Annotated in this window: 18 protein-coding genes and 2 pseudogenes; 14 read left to right on the top strand and 6 right to left on the bottom strand. The window is 65.8% G+C overall.

Annotated elements, in window-relative coordinates; genetic code table 11:
* Window positions 1-23: 23 nt before the first annotated feature.
* From xth to C1924_RS10405, 5 genes are all read left to right on the top strand, one after another.
* Window positions 24-815 carry an exodeoxyribonuclease III gene (gene xth / locus C1924_RS10425; RefSeq protein WP_108765228.1) on the top strand — a complete coding sequence of 264 codons (792 nt, stop codon included), beginning with the start codon at window positions 24-26 and terminating at the stop codon, window positions 813-815.
* A gap of 194 nt (window positions 816-1,009) precedes the next feature.
* Complete coding sequence (locus C1924_RS10420) at window positions 1,010-1,888, top strand: acyl-CoA dehydrogenase (RefSeq protein ID WP_254051107.1); 879 nt, start codon at window positions 1,010-1,012, stop codon at window positions 1,886-1,888.
* A gap of 113 nt (window positions 1,889-2,001) precedes the next feature.
* Window positions 2,002-2,628, top strand: coding sequence for a PIG-L family deacetylase (locus tag C1924_RS10415; protein WP_254051106.1), 627 nt, complete (start codon window positions 2,002-2,004; stop codon window positions 2,626-2,628).
* Complete coding sequence (locus tag C1924_RS10410) at window positions 2,625-3,212, top strand: SAM-dependent methyltransferase (RefSeq protein ID WP_108765225.1); 588 nt, start codon at window positions 2,625-2,627, stop codon at window positions 3,210-3,212. Before C1924_RS10415 ends, C1924_RS10410 begins: the two co-directional genes overlap by 4 nt.
* Window positions 3,209-3,898: a glycosyltransferase family 2 protein gene (locus tag C1924_RS10405; RefSeq protein ID WP_108765224.1), complete on the top strand. Its 690-nt coding sequence runs from the start codon at window positions 3,209-3,211 to the stop codon at window positions 3,896-3,898. The genes C1924_RS10410 and C1924_RS10405 overlap by 4 nt, the downstream gene beginning before the upstream one ends.
* A gap of 28 nt (window positions 3,899-3,926) precedes the next feature.
* On the opposite strand, the gene C1924_RS10400 is transcribed toward C1924_RS10405, so the two are convergent.
* Window positions 3,927-4,793, bottom strand: coding sequence for an SDR family oxidoreductase (locus tag C1924_RS10400; RefSeq protein WP_108765223.1), 867 nt, complete (start codon window positions 4,791-4,793; stop codon window positions 3,927-3,929).
* 238 nt (window positions 4,794-5,031) lie between these two features.
* Here C1924_RS10400 and cho point away from each other — a divergent pair.
* From cho to C1924_RS20465, 4 genes and pseudogenes are all read left to right on the top strand, one after another.
* A pseudogene (gene cho / locus C1924_RS20705) lies at window positions 5,032-5,889 on the top strand (excinuclease Cho).
* An 81-nt stretch (window positions 5,890-5,970) separates the two neighbouring features.
* On the top strand, window positions 5,971-6,447 hold the full coding sequence (locus C1924_RS10390) for a YetF domain-containing protein (RefSeq protein ID WP_108765222.1): 477 nt from the start codon (window positions 5,971-5,973) through the stop codon (window positions 6,445-6,447).
* 184 nt (window positions 6,448-6,631) lie between these two features.
* On the top strand, window positions 6,632-7,795 hold the full coding sequence (locus C1924_RS10385) for a zinc-dependent alcohol dehydrogenase (protein ID WP_108765221.1): 1,164 nt from the start codon (window positions 6,632-6,634) through the stop codon (window positions 7,793-7,795).
* A 32-nt stretch (window positions 7,796-7,827) separates the two neighbouring features.
* Window positions 7,828-8,150 (top strand): annotated as a pseudogene (locus tag C1924_RS20465) (hypothetical protein).
* A gap of 24 nt (window positions 8,151-8,174) precedes the next feature.
* Here the strand turns inward: C1924_RS20465 and C1924_RS10375 are convergent.
* Window positions 8,175-8,363, bottom strand: coding sequence for a hypothetical protein (locus C1924_RS10375; protein ID WP_108765220.1), 189 nt, complete (start codon window positions 8,361-8,363; stop codon window positions 8,175-8,177).
* Between the two features lie 26 nt (window positions 8,364-8,389).
* Window positions 8,390-8,782 (bottom strand): response regulator, encoded by a 393-nt coding sequence (locus C1924_RS10370; RefSeq protein WP_108765219.1) that lies wholly within the window; start codon window positions 8,780-8,782, stop codon window positions 8,390-8,392.
* 155 nt (window positions 8,783-8,937) lie between these two features.
* On the opposite strand from C1924_RS10370, the gene C1924_RS10365 reads away from it, so the two are divergent.
* The gene (locus C1924_RS10365; RefSeq protein ID WP_108765218.1) at window positions 8,938-9,711 is read left to right on the top strand and encodes a DUF72 domain-containing protein; all 774 of its coding nucleotides are present in this window, start codon (window positions 8,938-8,940) and stop codon (window positions 9,709-9,711) included.
* A 160-nt stretch (window positions 9,712-9,871) separates the two neighbouring features.
* Window positions 9,872-10,294: a BLUF domain-containing protein gene (locus C1924_RS10360; protein ID WP_108765217.1), complete on the top strand. Its 423-nt coding sequence runs from the start codon at window positions 9,872-9,874 to the stop codon at window positions 10,292-10,294.
* A gap of 18 nt (window positions 10,295-10,312) precedes the next feature.
* Here the strand turns inward: C1924_RS10360 and C1924_RS10355 are convergent, their stop codons facing one another.
* Both C1924_RS10355 and C1924_RS10350 read right to left on the bottom strand, forming a co-directional pair.
* Window positions 10,313-10,870 carry an isochorismatase family cysteine hydrolase gene (locus C1924_RS10355; RefSeq protein WP_108765216.1) on the bottom strand — a complete coding sequence of 186 codons (558 nt, stop codon included), beginning with the start codon at window positions 10,868-10,870 and terminating at the stop codon, window positions 10,313-10,315.
* A gap of 27 nt (window positions 10,871-10,897) precedes the next feature.
* Window positions 10,898-11,176, bottom strand: a complete 279-nt coding sequence (locus tag C1924_RS10350; RefSeq protein WP_108765215.1) for a hypothetical protein — start codon at window positions 11,174-11,176, stop codon at window positions 10,898-10,900.
* Window positions 11,177-11,342: 166 nt separating this feature from the next.
* Here C1924_RS10350 and C1924_RS20550 point away from each other — a divergent pair, with 166 nt between their 5' ends.
* The 3 genes from C1924_RS20550 (at window position 11,343) to C1924_RS10340 (ending at window position 12,511) form a co-directional block, all read left to right on the top strand.
* Window positions 11,343-11,465 carry an NAD-dependent epimerase/dehydratase family protein gene (locus C1924_RS20550; protein WP_254051293.1) on the top strand — a complete coding sequence of 41 codons (123 nt, stop codon included), beginning with the start codon at window positions 11,343-11,345 and terminating at the stop codon, window positions 11,463-11,465.
* Window positions 11,432-11,992 carry an NAD(P)H-binding protein gene (locus tag C1924_RS10345; RefSeq protein WP_254051272.1) on the top strand — a complete coding sequence of 187 codons (561 nt, stop codon included), beginning with the start codon at window positions 11,432-11,434 and terminating at the stop codon, window positions 11,990-11,992. The genes C1924_RS20550 and C1924_RS10345 overlap by 34 nt, the downstream gene beginning before the upstream one ends.
* An 81-nt stretch (window positions 11,993-12,073) precedes the next feature.
* Window positions 12,074-12,511, top strand: a complete 438-nt coding sequence (locus C1924_RS10340) for a hypothetical protein (protein WP_108765214.1) — start codon at window positions 12,074-12,076, stop codon at window positions 12,509-12,511.
* 14 nt (window positions 12,512-12,525) lie between these two features.
* On the opposite strand, the gene C1924_RS10335 is transcribed toward C1924_RS10340, so the two are convergent.
* On the bottom strand, window positions 12,526-13,449 hold the full coding sequence (locus C1924_RS10335) for a GAF domain-containing protein (protein WP_108765213.1): 924 nt from the start codon (window positions 13,447-13,449) through the stop codon (window positions 12,526-12,528).
* Window positions 13,450-13,569 lie beyond the last annotated feature (120 nt).

The raw sequence follows: 13,569 nt of genomic DNA, 5'->3' as shown, positions 1-13,569 counted from the left end.
TGCGGGGGTCGCCGAGGCCGCCCATGCCACGCCGCAAAGAACTGCGCATCGCCACCTTCAACGTCAACGGCATCGGCCCGCGCCTGTCGCATCTGCTGGGCTGGCTCGATCGCGAAGCGCCGGATGTGGTGGCCCTGCAGGAGCTGAAGGCGACCGATGCCGCCTTCCCGGCAGCCGAACTCGAACAGGCGGGATATGGCGCGATCTGGTGTGGGCAGGCGCGCTGGAACGGCGTAGCGATCCTCGCGCGGGACGCGATGCCGGTTGAAAGCCGTCGACGGCTGCCCGGTGAGCCGGAAGATGCCCAGAGCCGCTATCTGGAAGCGGCCGTGCACGGCATCGTCGTTGGCGCACTTTATCTGCCCAATGGCAACCCGCAGCCTGGCCCGAAGTTCGATTACAAACTTCGCTGGATGCAGCGCTTGCTGCGCCATGCCCGATCACTGGTCGATCTGCCGCACCCGGCGGTGCTGATGGGCGATTTCAATGTCATCCCCACCGACCTGGACGTGTACGACGCAAACGCGTGGAAGCGCGACGCGCTGTTGCAGCCCGCCGTGCGCGAGGCCTTCGAGCGCCTGCTCGCGCAGGGTTGGATCGATGGCCTGCGCAAGGTGCACGGAGAGAAGGTCATCTACACGTTCTGGGATTACTTCCGCCAGCACGCCGAGCGCGATCGCGGCCTGCGCATTGATCATCTGCTTTTGAATCCGGCATTGGCGCCGCGGCTGCAGGACGCTGGCGTTGACCGCTGGGTGAGGCTGCAGGAGAAGGCCAGTGACCACGCGCCGACCTGGATCACGGTCAGCACCTGAACGTTTCATCATCACGGCGGTGGGCGCCGTGAACATGCAGCGCCACAGCGTTCATGCAGCCGACACATCGGCAAGACAGCAACGTGATCGCGCAGCGCCTACGTTTCAGGTCCGTCCCCTGCGATTGCCTCCAGATGCTTGCGCCGGTATTGCCGCCCCCGTTGTCCAACCTTGCCCGGCAACGTCTGTTGCAGATGCCGGACCTTCCACTTCCCGGCCGCGGCCACACGCTGGAGCGTTGGCGGGCCCTGGCTGCCATGGGCCATGAAGACCTCTGCCTGGCCAAAGTGCTCGAGGCCCACCACGACGCCGTAGCGATCCTGCACGAACTGCGCGCGCCCGTCCCTGCGGAGCAGCTGATGGCAGTGTGGGCGGCCGAAGGCCCTGCCTGCACGCTGCGCGCCGACCACACCGGCCGCCTGCGCGGAGACAAGCCCTGGTGCTCGGGCAGCGATCTGGTCGATACCGCACTGGTGACGGTACGCACTGAATCCGGCCTGCAGTTGTACAAGGTTGATGCCTCGCAGTGGCATGGCATGGACAAGGAACCCTGGCCAGCCGCGGGCATGGCTGGAATACCCTCTACCACGGTGCGTTTCGATGATGCACAGGCCGAGGCGGTGGGGCCCGTCAACAGCTACCTCGAACGTCCTGGTTTCTGGCATGGCGGCGCAGGCATCGCCGCCGTGTGGTTCGGTGCGGCAACGGCTGTTGCCGAGCGCATGCAGCACGCGTGCAGCGAGGGGCTGCGCGCACGCCTGCTGGGCAAGGCCGATCTCGCCTTGGCACCGGCGGCCGCGCTGTTGCGCGAACTGGCCATTGCCATCGACGCCGCACCTCAGCTGACCCACCGGGTGCAGGTGGTGCGCGTGCGCAGTGTGGTCGAGCGCGCCGCTGCGCGGGTACTGGACCTTGCAGGGCGGGCACTTGGCCCCGCACCCATGTGCATGGAAGATGCCCACGCCAAGCGATGGGCCGATCTGACCGTCTTCATGCGCCAGAGCCATGCCGACAAGGACTGGGAATGGCTGGGAGAGCAGTGCGCCAGGCAGGTGATGCCATGGGCGCTGTAGCCACGATTCATGGAAAGGGTTCGGCGGAACACGCGTGGGAACACTGTGATTGGCTCTGGCAACAGCCTGAGACCGCACTCGACGACCTCATCGCCGGGGCTGGGCGGATCGTTGTGGTCGCGCCGCACCCGGATGACGAGGTGCTGGCCTGTGGTGGATTGATGTGTGCGGCCGCACGCCAAGGCATGGACGTTCTGGTGGTGGCGGTGACCGACGGCGAGGCGTGCTATCCAGGCGAATCCTGGTGGACGCCGCAGCGCCTGCGACAGGCGCGCCGCGAAGAACTGCGCAATGCGCTCGCCGAACTGGCCATCGGAGCCGGGGCCATCGTGCATCTGGGCATTGCCGATGGCGGGGTGAGCGCTCACGAATCGGGCCTGGAAGACTGGCTGTGGCAGAGCCTGCGTGAGGATGACCTGGTGCTGGCGCCGTGGCGCTTTGATGGCCATCCAGACCATGAGGCGGCGGGCCGTGCTGCCTGGCGCGCGGCGCGCGCCGCCGGATGCAAGCGTCTGGAGTATCCAGTCTGGGGCTGGCACTGGCTGGATCCAGGCTGCGCTCACATGGCCTGGGAGGCGCCGCGCCTGCTCGATATTTCGTCCGTCGCCGCACGCAAGCGCGAAGCCATCGCCCAGTTCCGCACCCAGACAGGCCATGTGCCCGGACTGCAGGCCGAGCCGATCCTGCCGGCGCATGTGCTCACCCGTTTCCATCGCACCCACGAGGTCTACTTCGCATGAGCGCCCAACCCTACTTTGACGAACTGCACGCCAATGATGATCCCTTCGGCTACCGCACGCGCTGGTACGAAGAGCGCAAGCGCGATCTGCTGATGGCCAGCCTGACCCGCCCAACTTTCCAGCGTGGCTGGGAGCTGGGGTGCTCGAACGGTGTCTTGACCGAACGACTTGCCGGGCGGTGTGAACGCCTGCTGGCCACCGATATCAGCCCACGCGCCGCCTTCCAGGCGCGCCGTGGACTTTCCCATCTGCCGCACGTGCAGGTGCATTGCGCGCAGCATCCGCAGCAGTGGCCCGCCGGGCGCTTCGATCTTATCGTCTGCGGTGAAATGGGCTATTACCTGGGGCCCGACGCGCTGGTGGAACTGCGCGGCGGGCTGCATGCTGCCATGAAGGACGACGGCCTGCTGGTCGCCTGCCACTGGCTCCCGTCGTTCCCTGGCCGCGCCAGTCGCAGTGCGTTGGTGCATGAGCGCCTGGGCCATGGACTGCAGGAGGCCTTCTGCTATCGCGACAGCGATTTCATCCTGCAGGGCTGGACGCGCATGCCGCTCTCCCTGGCCAGCAACGAGGGGCTGCGGTGATCGGCGTGCTGGTGCCGGCGCACAACGAAGCCGAGCACCTGGCGGCGTGCCTGCGCTCGCTGGCTGTCGCCGCTGCGCACCCGGGGCTGGCGGGCGAGGCCGTGCAGGTCATCGTTGCGCTGGATGCCTGCACGGACGGCAGTTCAGACGTCTGTTCCCGGTCTGGGGCGGAAACGGTCGACCTGCAGGCGCGCTGTGTGGGCGCCGCGCGCTCAGCGGCTGCAGGGTTGTTGATCGAACGCGGCGCCTCATGGCTGGCGAGCACCGATGCAGACAGCACGGTGCCCGCCGATTGGCTGGTTGCCCAGCGCAGCGCGGGCGCCGATGTCTTCTGTGGTGTTGTCGATCTGGGCGAAGTGCCGCCGCCGCAGGTGTGGCTGCGCAGTTGCTTCCGGCAGGGCGAGCGCTGGGGCGAGGGCCATGGCCGCGTCCACGGCGCCAACATGGGCGTCTCCACGGCAGCGTATCTGCGCGCGGGCGGATTTTCGGCCCTGCGATGTTCGGAAGACGTGGACCTGTTGCATCGGCTTCATGCGGACGGTGCATCGATCTGCTGGGCCGGGGCGCCCGTAGTGACGACCAGCGCTCGAATGGTGGGCCGTGCGGCGGGCGGCTTTGCAGACCATCTGGCGGCCCTGGCTGGGATGAAGGGTTCGACACGCCCTCGGCTGGCGATGGCCAGCTGAGGGCGTGGCAGCGATCAGCGGCGGCCGGTTACAGCGTAACGGCGCCACCGGACACGGTAAGCAGCGCGCCCGATGTGTAGCTGGCACTGTCAGCGGCCAGCATCACATAGGCTGAGGCGAGTTCGGCGGGCTGGCCGGGGCGACCAAACGGCGTCTGGCTGCCGAACTGTTCCACTTCCTCCGCAGCCATGCCTGCCGGAATGAACGGCGTCCAGATCGGGCCAGGCAGAACCGCGTTGACCCGGATGCCTTTTTCGGCCAACAGGCCGGCCAGGCCGATGGTGAGGTTGGCCACCGCGCCCTTGGTGGCGGAGTAGGGCAGTATGTTCGGGGTGGGCTTCTTTGAGTTGACCGAGGCGGTATTGATCACCGACCCACCGTCCTGCAGGTGGGGGACGCTCAGGCGCGTCAGGTTGAACAGGGCGTGGACATTGGTGTCGAACGTCTTGCGCCAATCGTCCATGGAGATTTCATCAAACGACTCGTAGTAGCGCTGGTAAGCCGCATTGTTCACGAGGATGTCCAACCCTCCGAGTTCATGCACCACCCGTTGGATCAGGTGCTCAGCCTGCGCCTCATCGCTGATGTCGCAGGGCACCAGTACCGCTTTCTGGCCCGCTTCCTGGATCAGCTTGCCGATCGCGGCAGCATCATCCTGTTCGCTCTCGAGAAAGGCGATGGCAACGTCGGCGCCTTCCCGCGCGTATGCAATGGCAACGGCTGCGCCTATACCGCTGTCCCCACCGGTGATCAGTGCCTTCTTGCCCTGCAGTTGGCGGTGGCCCTTATAGGTGTTTTCACCGTGGTCCGGCCTGGGGTCGAGCTTGCTGGTCTTGCCGGGAAAGGACTGCTGCTGTGCCTTGAACGGCGGCTTCGGGTAGTTGGGGACTGGCATGCGTGCGTGTTCCGTTTCGGTGGTTAGCCCCAACTCTGGACACCGGACAGTAAACACGGTGGCCTGGTGATGTCGGCACGACGTGGACGGGGCAGTTTGACGCAGGAGCCAGACATCACGCCGGGTGCGTGATGCTTCAACGTGAAGCATTCAGTCCGGTGAGCCACCGCGCATTGGCGTCCCTGCAGCGCGTGCCTATCATGCTGGGCTGGTTTCCTCCACGTGTCTGCCGCTTTCAATGCCTTCCAGCGCGCAGGCCGCGCGGCGTTCCGCCCGCGCCGCCGGGTATGTGTTTCCCGAACACCTGCGCGAGCAGGCCCAGGCGCTCCCCGGCCAACCCGGGGTCTATACCTTCGATGGGCGCGAGGGTGGCTTGCCGCTGTACATCGGCAAGAGCATCAATCTGCGCACACGCGTGCTGGATCATCTGCGTACGCCCGAAGAAGCGGCGATGCTGCGCCAGTCCGAGCGCATCAGCCATCTGCCGATGGCGGGTGATCTGGGCGCACGGCTGCTGGAAGCTGCGATGGTGAAAGCGGAGCGCCCGCTGTACAACCGTCTGCTGCGCAGGCTGCCGCGTCAGTTCAGCCTGCGCTTGTACCGGGGTGAGATAAGCGTGGTGAATTCGGCAGACGTGGATCTGACCTCCACCCCGATGCTGTACGGCGTCTTTTCCAGTGCCCGCGCTGCCCGCGAGTCGCTGCGCCGGGTGGCAGACGAGAATCGGCTCTGCTACGCGTTGCTGGGCCTGGAGCGTCTGCCGTAGGGGCGCCCCTGCTTCCGCTCGATGTTGCGCCAGTGTGCCGGTGCCTGCAGCGGCGCTGAAAGCCTGAGCGAGCACCAGCAACGCTTGGCCGATGCGCTGCTGTTGATGGAGATTGCCGAATGGCCCTACGCAGGGCCGGTTGCCATCGAGGAGCGTGGCGCGACCATGCGCCAGTTCCATGTGGTCGATAGCCGGTTCTACCATGGCAGCGCAAAGACCCTGGCCGCTGCCCGGCGTCTGCGTCGCAGTGATCCCGTGTTCGATCACGATGCGTACCGGATCCTGCGCAAGGGGCTTTCATCGGGCCAGTGGGCGCTGCACCCGCTGTAGAGCACCGCTTGGCTGCCAGGTCACACGACGTGGACGATCCCTCAGGTATCCCTCTGGTCACGCAATGCATGGGGTGAGAACATGACTGACCTGTTCGATCTGGGAATGCCGTGGTTCGAGTTCGTGCTGCGGGCCACCGCCGTGTATGTGGTAGTGCTGCTGATGACGCGCCTCAGTGGCAAGCGCTCGATCGGCCAGTCTGCACCGTTCGACATGCTGGTCATCGTACTGCTGGGTACGGCTGTGCAGAACTCCCTCATTGGCGAGGACACATCGCTGGCAGGCGGGCTCATCCTGGCCGCGACGCTGCTTGGACTGAACTGGCTGGTCGGTTTTGTGACTGCACGCAGCCGCCGCCTGCATCGATGGGTCGAGGGCGCTCCCGTCGTGCTGGTGCGCAATGGCAAGGTCTTCTGGGAGCAGCTCCGGCGCTGCAACGTCGCCCCGAAGGATCTTGATGTCGCCATGCGCAAGGCCGGCTGCGATGGACATCACGACATCGCTTTGGCGATGCTGGAAACGTCCGGCGAAATCAGCATCGACTCCCGCGGGCGCTGAAAGCAGTCCATATGCCGCTTGAAAGGTGGCGGACGCAACGCATTGCCGCAGGTTCCAGCGCGCCGCGCTGCAGCGATCGTTAACGGCTGCATGCAGCGTAGTGCACGCGCCGAACACTCCGGTGTCACCGGGCATGCAGCGGGGGCGTGCCACGCTGGTGCCATCTACCGGACGGAGAGCGACGATGCAGGCACTGACCTACCACGGCCGCAAGGATGTGCGCGTTGAAAGCGTGCCCGATCCGGTACTGGCTGCAGATGACGACCTGATCCTGCGCGTCACCGCAACGGCAATCTGCGGCTCCGATCTGCATCTGTACCGCGGAAAGATCCCTGATCTGCATACCGGCGACGTTCTGGGTCACGAGTTCATGGGCGTCGTCGAGGAGGTCGGCAAGGGTGTCACCCAGGTGCGACCGGGCGATCGGGTAGTCATTCCGTTCGTCATTGCCTGCGGCGAGTGCTTCCACTGCCAGCTGGCCGAGTATGCGGCCTGCGAGACAACCAATCCGGGCAAGGGTGCCGCACTGAACGGCAAGGGGCTGATGCCTCCGGCTGCTCTGTTCGGCTACAGCCATCTTTACGGCGGCGTAGCAGGGGGACAGGCCGAGTTCGTGCGCGTGCCCAAGGCCAATGTCGGCCCTCTACGCATCCCAGAGGGTGTGGCCGATGAACAGGTATTGTTCCTCTCCGACATCCTGCCCACCGGGTACCAGGCCGCCCTGAATGCCGGGGTGAAGCCGGGCTCGACCGTCGCCATCTTCGGCGCTGGCCCGGTTGGTCTGATGAGTGCGGCGTGCTGCCGACTGCTGGGCGCGGAGACTATCTTCATGGTCGACCATCTGCCCTACCGTCTGGACTTCGCCCAGCGGACCTACGGCGTGACACCCATCGACTTCAGCAAGGTTGATGACCCTGCCGACTATATCGTGAGCCAGACGAGTGGCCGTGGCGTGGATGCGTGCATTGAGGCGGTCGGCTTCGAGGCCGAGGGCAGTGCGCTTGAAAGTGCTCTTACTGCCGTGAAGCTGGAAGGTAGCAGCGGCGTGGCCATCCGCCAATGCATCGCTGCCGCGCGTCGCGGCGGCATAGTCAGCATTCCCGGGGTCTATGCCGGCTTCATCCACGGCTTCCTGCTCGGTGATGCCTTCGACAAGGGGTTGACCTTCAAGATGGGGCAGACGCACGTGCAGGGATTGATGCCGGAACTGCTGACCGCCATCCTCGAGGGCAAGCTTGATCCGGGCAACATCATTTCCCACCGGCTGACGCTGGCCCAAGCGTCGGACGCCTATGCCATGTTCGATGCCAAGGATGACGACTGCCGGAAGATCGTGCTGACCCCATGAGCGCAGCACGCATCAGGTCGAGCAGCGCTGACATGGACAGCGCCGGTGCACCGCCACTGACCCCGGATCGGCGTTACCTGGTGGTGCGCGGCCGTCTGTGGCGGGCCACCAATCCCAACCTCTCAGCCGTGGAACGGGCACGGTGGGTGGCAGCATTGATGGATGCACGGCGCGCCGTGCATTCGGCGATGCGCAGTGGGAATGACGCGGAACTTGGCAGGGCCCGGCGCGCAGTGGATGCGGCCAAGCGTGCCCCGGGGAACGGGGGCCGGCATGGTGGTCGGATGGCAGCAAGGACTACAACCGGCATCTGGTAAAGAACACGCCGTACGCTGAATGGTTCAACACACTTTGATCCTCGCGCCGGGCGCGTGCTGGATCAGTGCCGCGGCTTTCCACCGGTAGGGTCAGCGGGCGGCCGTTCGTAATCGTCCGGGTGCGCGGTTCCTTCCTGCTCCGGCATGTCCTTGCCTTTTTTCCAGCTCTGATCGGTGCGCACCTTGTCTGGCGTGTGGGCCTTGTCCTGGTCGCTGGCATCGCCTGTAGGATTGAATGGCAGCTTGCTCATGGAATTTCTCCTGGGGGCAGAGCGGGTCACGTTCGCCTGGCGTCAGACTGCGCCAGTGTCGCACTGACCGCTTCCTGCAGTTGCGGGATATGGAAAGGTTTGGCAATGAAGCGCGCTTTCTGATGTCGTGCGGGGACCACCTGGTCATAGACTGCCGATGCGAAGACAAACGGCACGCCCAGTTCCGCGAGGCGATCGGCAACCGGGAACACGACGCCGTCACCCAGCTCGATGTCGAGGATGGCTGCATCGAACGTTCCCTCCCGAAGCAGCGAAAGGGCCTCGAACACGCTGTCGGCGTGCGTGACCTTGCTGCCATCGTCGGCAAGCGCATCCTCGACCAGTTCTGCCAGGTCCAGCTGATCCTCCACCAACAACAAACAACGTTCCTTTGTTGGCTTACTTCCGTACGTCTGCATACCTGGCCGTGCTCTTCATCGGTTTGTTGTGGACACTGTGGTCCTGTCGGCATCAAGACAACGGATGCCCTCCGTGTGCAGCATGCGAAAAGCCTTCACGCGGAAGCCGCCCTCGGTTCACCGTGTACGTACCGGGGGCGGGCGAACGTGCATGAATGACAGCTGTGGGCACTCCGGGTATCGCCCCGCGTATCGAGCCAATTCACGTTGGCTGCGCTGGCTGGTCCCTGCCGGCCGCGCAGGCGGGCGGGTTTGGCGACGGGAACAGTGTGCTGCAGCGCTACGCAACGCGTTTCACTTGTGCAGAGATCAACTCATCGTTCTACCGTCCCCACAAGCCGGAAACCTACGCGCGATGGGCGGATGCGGTACCGGATGGATTCCGGTTCTCGGTGAAAATCCCGCGAACCATCAGTCATGAGTCTGGCCTGCGCGGTGCAGCGCCCTTGCTGGATCCGTTCCTGCGCGCGGTGCACCACCTGGGTGAGCGGCTGGGGCCGCTGCTGCTTCAGCTTCCTCCGGGACTGGCGTTCGATGCCCACGTGGCCTCCGCGTTCTTTCGGGCACTGCGGAACCGTACGAATGCCGCGGTTGCGTGCGAGCCTCGACACGAAAGCTGGTTCACTGCGCCAGCGGATGCATTGTTGAAGCGCCATGGCATCGCACGCGCGGCCGCAGATCCGGCACGCGTTCCCTCGGCCGGCGAGCCCGGCGGTTCGCTTCAGTGGACCTACTGGCGCTGGCACGGGCGGCCCCGGATGTATTACAGCCGATACGAGGAAGGCGATCTGCAGGCCTTGGCCACGGCCGCGACGGTTGCCGCACGGGATGGGCCAGCCTGGATCATCCTGGACAACACCGCGCATGGGCACGCCGTGCCGAACGCGCTCTGTCTGCAGGCGCTGGTGGAAACAATCCGGAATGGCTGACGCTGCATCCGTTGCCCTGCGGTGTGCAGGCCAGCGCGCTCCATGGACGGGCTGACGCTGCCAGGGAACGTGCCTTCACGAGAAGGCCAAGGCACGAAGACCCGGAGTTGACAGTGGGTAGGTAAAGTCGTGGATAAGGCAAACTCACTCTCTCGTATCCATGGCAAACCGCGCAATCGCTTACGCCAGCGAAGCTGTTCCCGACCTTCCCGAAGACCGCCTGGCCGCTCTGGTCGAGGATGCCGCACGATTCAACCGGGACGCGGGCATCACCGGCATCCTGCTGTTTGATGGGCAACGCTTTCTCCAGTACATCGAGGGGCCCGAGGACGCGTTGGGGGTAGCATACGGCCGCATCCTCGGCGCCGGCAGCCACCACGAGATCGTCGAGCTTGCGCGCGGGCGGGTTGGCCGGCGGATGTTTCCTTACTGGTCCATGCGGCTGCTGCCCACCGGCGCCCGCGAGCTCAGCCAGGCGGCCTATGCAGACTGGCGCGGCTTTGTGCGCAGGGCAGGGCGCGAGGGCCGTCCAGTGGCGGCGATGGACCATCTGGCGGCCGTGGTCGCCCCGCACCTGGGCTGATCAGGCGCAGGGCCCGTCTCAGCCGGCATCCAGCAGGGCGATCACCCCTCGATCATCCAGCACTTTGACGGCGCCGGAGCGTTGCAGCAGCCGCAGGGCGGCGTGGCGACGGTCAGGCAGGGATGCGGTGGCTTGCCAGGCAACAACGGTTTCATACTCGCGGGAATTGGCGTCAAGCGCGGTTGCAAGCACGCACGAATCCAGGGCCATGCCAGCAAGTACCAGCCGTTTGACGCAGAGCTTGGCCAGCAGCACAGGCAGCGGTGTGGCGAGGAATGCGGAGTGCTTGGGCTTGAGGATGAAGTAGTGATGGGGCTCCGGTGCCAGGATGGAGGCGATATGCGCTGCCGCACCTCCCTGCTCGCGGCAGGCATCCACCAGTGCAGGAAAGTCACGCTTCCACTGGCCAAAGTTGTCGTTGGCATGGATGACCGGAAGACCGCGCGCGTCAAAGGCGCTGCGCAGCTTCGCAGCCCGATCTGCAGCGTGGGCTGCAATGGGAGCCAGACGTGGTCCATCTGGAAAATCGAACAGGCTGAACAGGTCGATGATGATCAGGGCGGTAGGCGCGTCCATCGTCGTGCTCCATGAGATGTCTACCGGTCAGCACGGCGGAGGCGCCGGGTATCGGCGACGGCGGCGCCATGCCAGCACCTGGCCTGCCACTGCGGTCAACAACAGCAGGGCGTTGGTGACCACGAACACGGTCGACCCCAGCATCGCGCTGTACACGATGAAGAGCGCCGAAGCGGTCATCTGCCCAACGAACAACCACCGTGATACGACCTCCGGATGCGGCGATTGCCATTGTTTGATCATCTGCCGGATCAGCGTCGCCATCAGAATCACCGTGGCGCCCCAGCCAAGCACGTGCGGATGCATGAACGTCCTCCATGCGGATCGCGTTGAGTACGCCCCACCTTATTCCGCAGGTCGTTTGCCAGACTGCGGTGGCAGGTGAACGACCCATGCAGGTGCGCCCTGCGATCACGCTGCGTTGGAACGCCGCCCGCCACACTGGGCACCGCTCCCTCACACAGGATCCCCAATGAGCCAGATACTCATCGTCGGCGCCGCCGGCAACGTCGGCCGTGCATTGGTACAACAGGCCAGCGCACGCGGCCACCGCGTACTGGGCTGCACCGCGCACAGGAACAGGCTGCCGAACTGAACGCGCTGGGCGCGCGGCCGGTCCAGGGTGACCTGCTGGAACTGGATGTCGCTTCACTGGCGGCACACATGCAGGGCTGCGATGTGGTCGTTTTCACGGCGGGCGCGGGCGGCAAGGGTGGGGCGTCGATGACCGACGCCATCGATGGCCGCGGGCTGGAGCTGGCCGTCGCCGCGGCACAGGCGGCCGCCGTGCCGCGCTTCCTGCTGGTGTCGGCGTTCCCGGAAGCCGGGCGCGGAAAGCATCTCTCCGATACGTTTGAAAACTATATGGCGGTGAAGAAGCGCGCCGATGTGCACCTGGCGGAGAGTGCGCTGGACTGGGTGATCCTGCGCCCGGGCACGCTCACCGACGAACCGGGCACCGGCCGGGTACGCGCCGGCTTGGCCATTCCCTATGGCAGCATCGCCCGCGCCGATGTCGCGGCCACGCTGCTGGGCCTGATCGAACACCCGCAGGTGCGCCGCTGCATCATCGAACTCACCGAGGGCGAAACGCCCGTGTTCGATGCCCTGCAGGCGCTGTAACAGCCCTGAGTGCCTGCCGCCCACACCGTCCTGAGCCAATGCTGGGTAGACTCCACGCAACGGACACCGCCAGGAGGGCCGATGGACGCGATCATGATGGGCTGGAAAAGCGCGCGCACCCACGTACTGGTGCTGGTGGCGGCGCTCTCCGGCTGCAGCACCATGGGCGGCGGCGGCCGCTCCTCCGCATCCGCGCTGCAGCTGGTGAAACTGACGCCGGACGCCTCGATGGTCTGGCTGACCGCTTCGGCCACCGGCACGATCCAGCCGATGGGTGCGTGCGTCTACTTCGTTCCCGCTTCAGGCCGCCAGCAGCTGGCGCTCTGGCCCGCCGGCTTCGAGCTGGAATGGCAGGCCGGCGTGCCCATCGGCGTGCGCAGCACCCGCAGCGGCAACCGGGTGGGCTTCGGCGAGACGCACACCTTCGGCGGTGGCGCAATGGCGCTGTCGCCCGGCAACGTAGCCGGGCCCGTGCCTGAAACCTGCAGCGGGCCGGCCATGATGCTCTACTTCGAGTGAGGTGACCGAACGCCTCAGCGCAGTTCGTCCTTGCGCGCACTCAGTTCGCGGTCGGCGCGCAGGAACACCGCGCTGGTGCTCTCTTCGCCGGTTCCACCGGCAGCCCCCAGCAGCAGCGGCCGGGCCAGTCGCGAGGACGCCTCATCGGCCACCGCCTGCAGGGCGGCCACGGTTACGTTGGCCTGGTCGCTGCCCAGCACCGCGATGAACTCGCCGCTGCCGGTCACCCGGTTGATGCTGTCGCCGCGCTGCGTATCCAGGCAGTGCTCAAGCGCCACATCAAGCTGCTGCAGCTGGCGTTCCAGGCTGCGCTCGCCCATCTGGTCGGCCAGCGCCGCCATGTCCTGGAGCTCAAGAATGACCACCGTGCAGGCGGTTCCGGTGGCATGAGCGGCTTCCACCAGCGGGCTCTGCTCCAGAATCGTCGCCACTTCCTGCTGCCGCTCGCGGCTGCGCGCCTCCATCAGTGTCATGGTCAGGCGGGCCAGGGCCTGCAGGGCGTCGCGCTGTTCCTGGCTCAGCGAGCGCGGCGACAGATCCACCACGCAGACAGCACCGACGGCTGCGCCTTCGCGCGTGACCAGGGGCATGCCGGCGTAGAAGCGCGCGCCGATCTCGTTCAATACGGGGTTATCGACGAAGCGGCTGTCCTGTTTCAGGTCACCCACCTCCAGCAGCCGATCAGGCTGCCGGATCGTATGGTCACAGACCGCCACGTCGCGGTCGGTTTCGCTGCCCTCGACGCCGACCTTGGCCTTGAACCATTGGCGGTCGCGATCAATCAGCGTCACCAGTGCCATCGGCGTACCGCAGACGGCGGCGGCCACCTTCACGATGTCATCGTAGGCCGGCTCGGGCAGGCTGCCGACCACGTGCAGCGCGTCCAGCGCCTGCTGGCGTTCGGTTTCAGTGAATGCGGCAGCAGAATGATCCGTCATGGGTTTCCTGGGCAGTCAATGGGCATGGCCCATGCTAGAGCAGGGTTGTGTGGAATGGATGAACCACCGCCGCACTCATGCCGTACCCTGGCGCATGTCCGGCGCGTCGCACGGTCTCGG

The sequence above is a fragment of the Stenotrophomonas sp. ESTM1D_MKCIP4_1 genome (assembly GCF_003086895.1).
GTDB lineage: Bacteria > Pseudomonadota > Gammaproteobacteria > Xanthomonadales > Xanthomonadaceae > Stenotrophomonas.
This window is presented reverse-complemented; position numbering and strand designations above follow the sequence as displayed.

Excerpts from the sequence above, each read along its gene's own strand:
- C1924_RS10350 (WP_108765215.1), bottom strand. The coding sequence starts at position 11,176 with ATGCATCCGCACGTGCTTGGCTGGGGCGCCACGGTGATTCTGATGGCG.
- C1924_RS10420 (WP_254051107.1), top strand. The coding sequence starts at position 1,010 with ATGCCGGACCTTCCACTTCCCGGCCGCGGCCACACGCTGGAGCGTTGG.
- C1924_RS20550 (WP_254051293.1), top strand. The coding sequence starts at position 11,343 with ATGAGCCAGATACTCATCGTCGGCGCCGCCGGCAACGTCGGCCGTGCA.
- C1924_RS10365 (WP_108765218.1), top strand. The coding sequence starts at position 8,938 with ATGACAGCTGTGGGCACTCCGGGTATCGCCCCGCGTATCGAGCCAATT.
- C1924_RS10390 (WP_108765222.1), top strand. The coding sequence starts at position 5,971 with ATGACTGACCTGTTCGATCTGGGAATGCCGTGGTTCGAGTTCGTGCTG.
- C1924_RS10355 (WP_108765216.1), bottom strand. The coding sequence starts at position 10,870 with ATGGACGCGCCTACCGCCCTGATCATCATCGACCTGTTCAGCCTGTTC.
- C1924_RS10335 (WP_108765213.1), bottom strand. The coding sequence starts at position 13,449 with ATGACGGATCATTCTGCTGCCGCATTCACTGAAACCGAACGCCAGCAG.
- C1924_RS10400 (WP_108765223.1), bottom strand. The coding sequence starts at position 4,793 with ATGCCAGTCCCCAACTACCCGAAGCCGCCGTTCAAGGCACAGCAGCAG.
- C1924_RS10375 (WP_108765220.1), bottom strand. The coding sequence starts at position 8,363 with ATGAGCAAGCTGCCATTCAATCCTACAGGCGATGCCAGCGACCAGGAC.
- C1924_RS10385 (WP_108765221.1), top strand. The coding sequence starts at position 6,632 with ATGCAGGCACTGACCTACCACGGCCGCAAGGATGTGCGCGTTGAAAGC.
- C1924_RS10340 (WP_108765214.1), top strand. The coding sequence starts at position 12,074 with ATGGACGCGATCATGATGGGCTGGAAAAGCGCGCGCACCCACGTACTG.
- C1924_RS10370 (WP_108765219.1), bottom strand. The coding sequence starts at position 8,782 with ATGCAGACGTACGGAAGTAAGCCAACAAAGGAACGTTGTTTGTTGTTG.
- C1924_RS10410 (WP_108765225.1), top strand. The coding sequence starts at position 2,625 with ATGAGCGCCCAACCCTACTTTGACGAACTGCACGCCAATGATGATCCC.
- C1924_RS10360 (WP_108765217.1), top strand. The coding sequence starts at position 9,872 with ATGGCAAACCGCGCAATCGCTTACGCCAGCGAAGCTGTTCCCGACCTT.
- xth (WP_108765228.1), top strand. The coding sequence starts at position 24 with ATGCCACGCCGCAAAGAACTGCGCATCGCCACCTTCAACGTCAACGGC.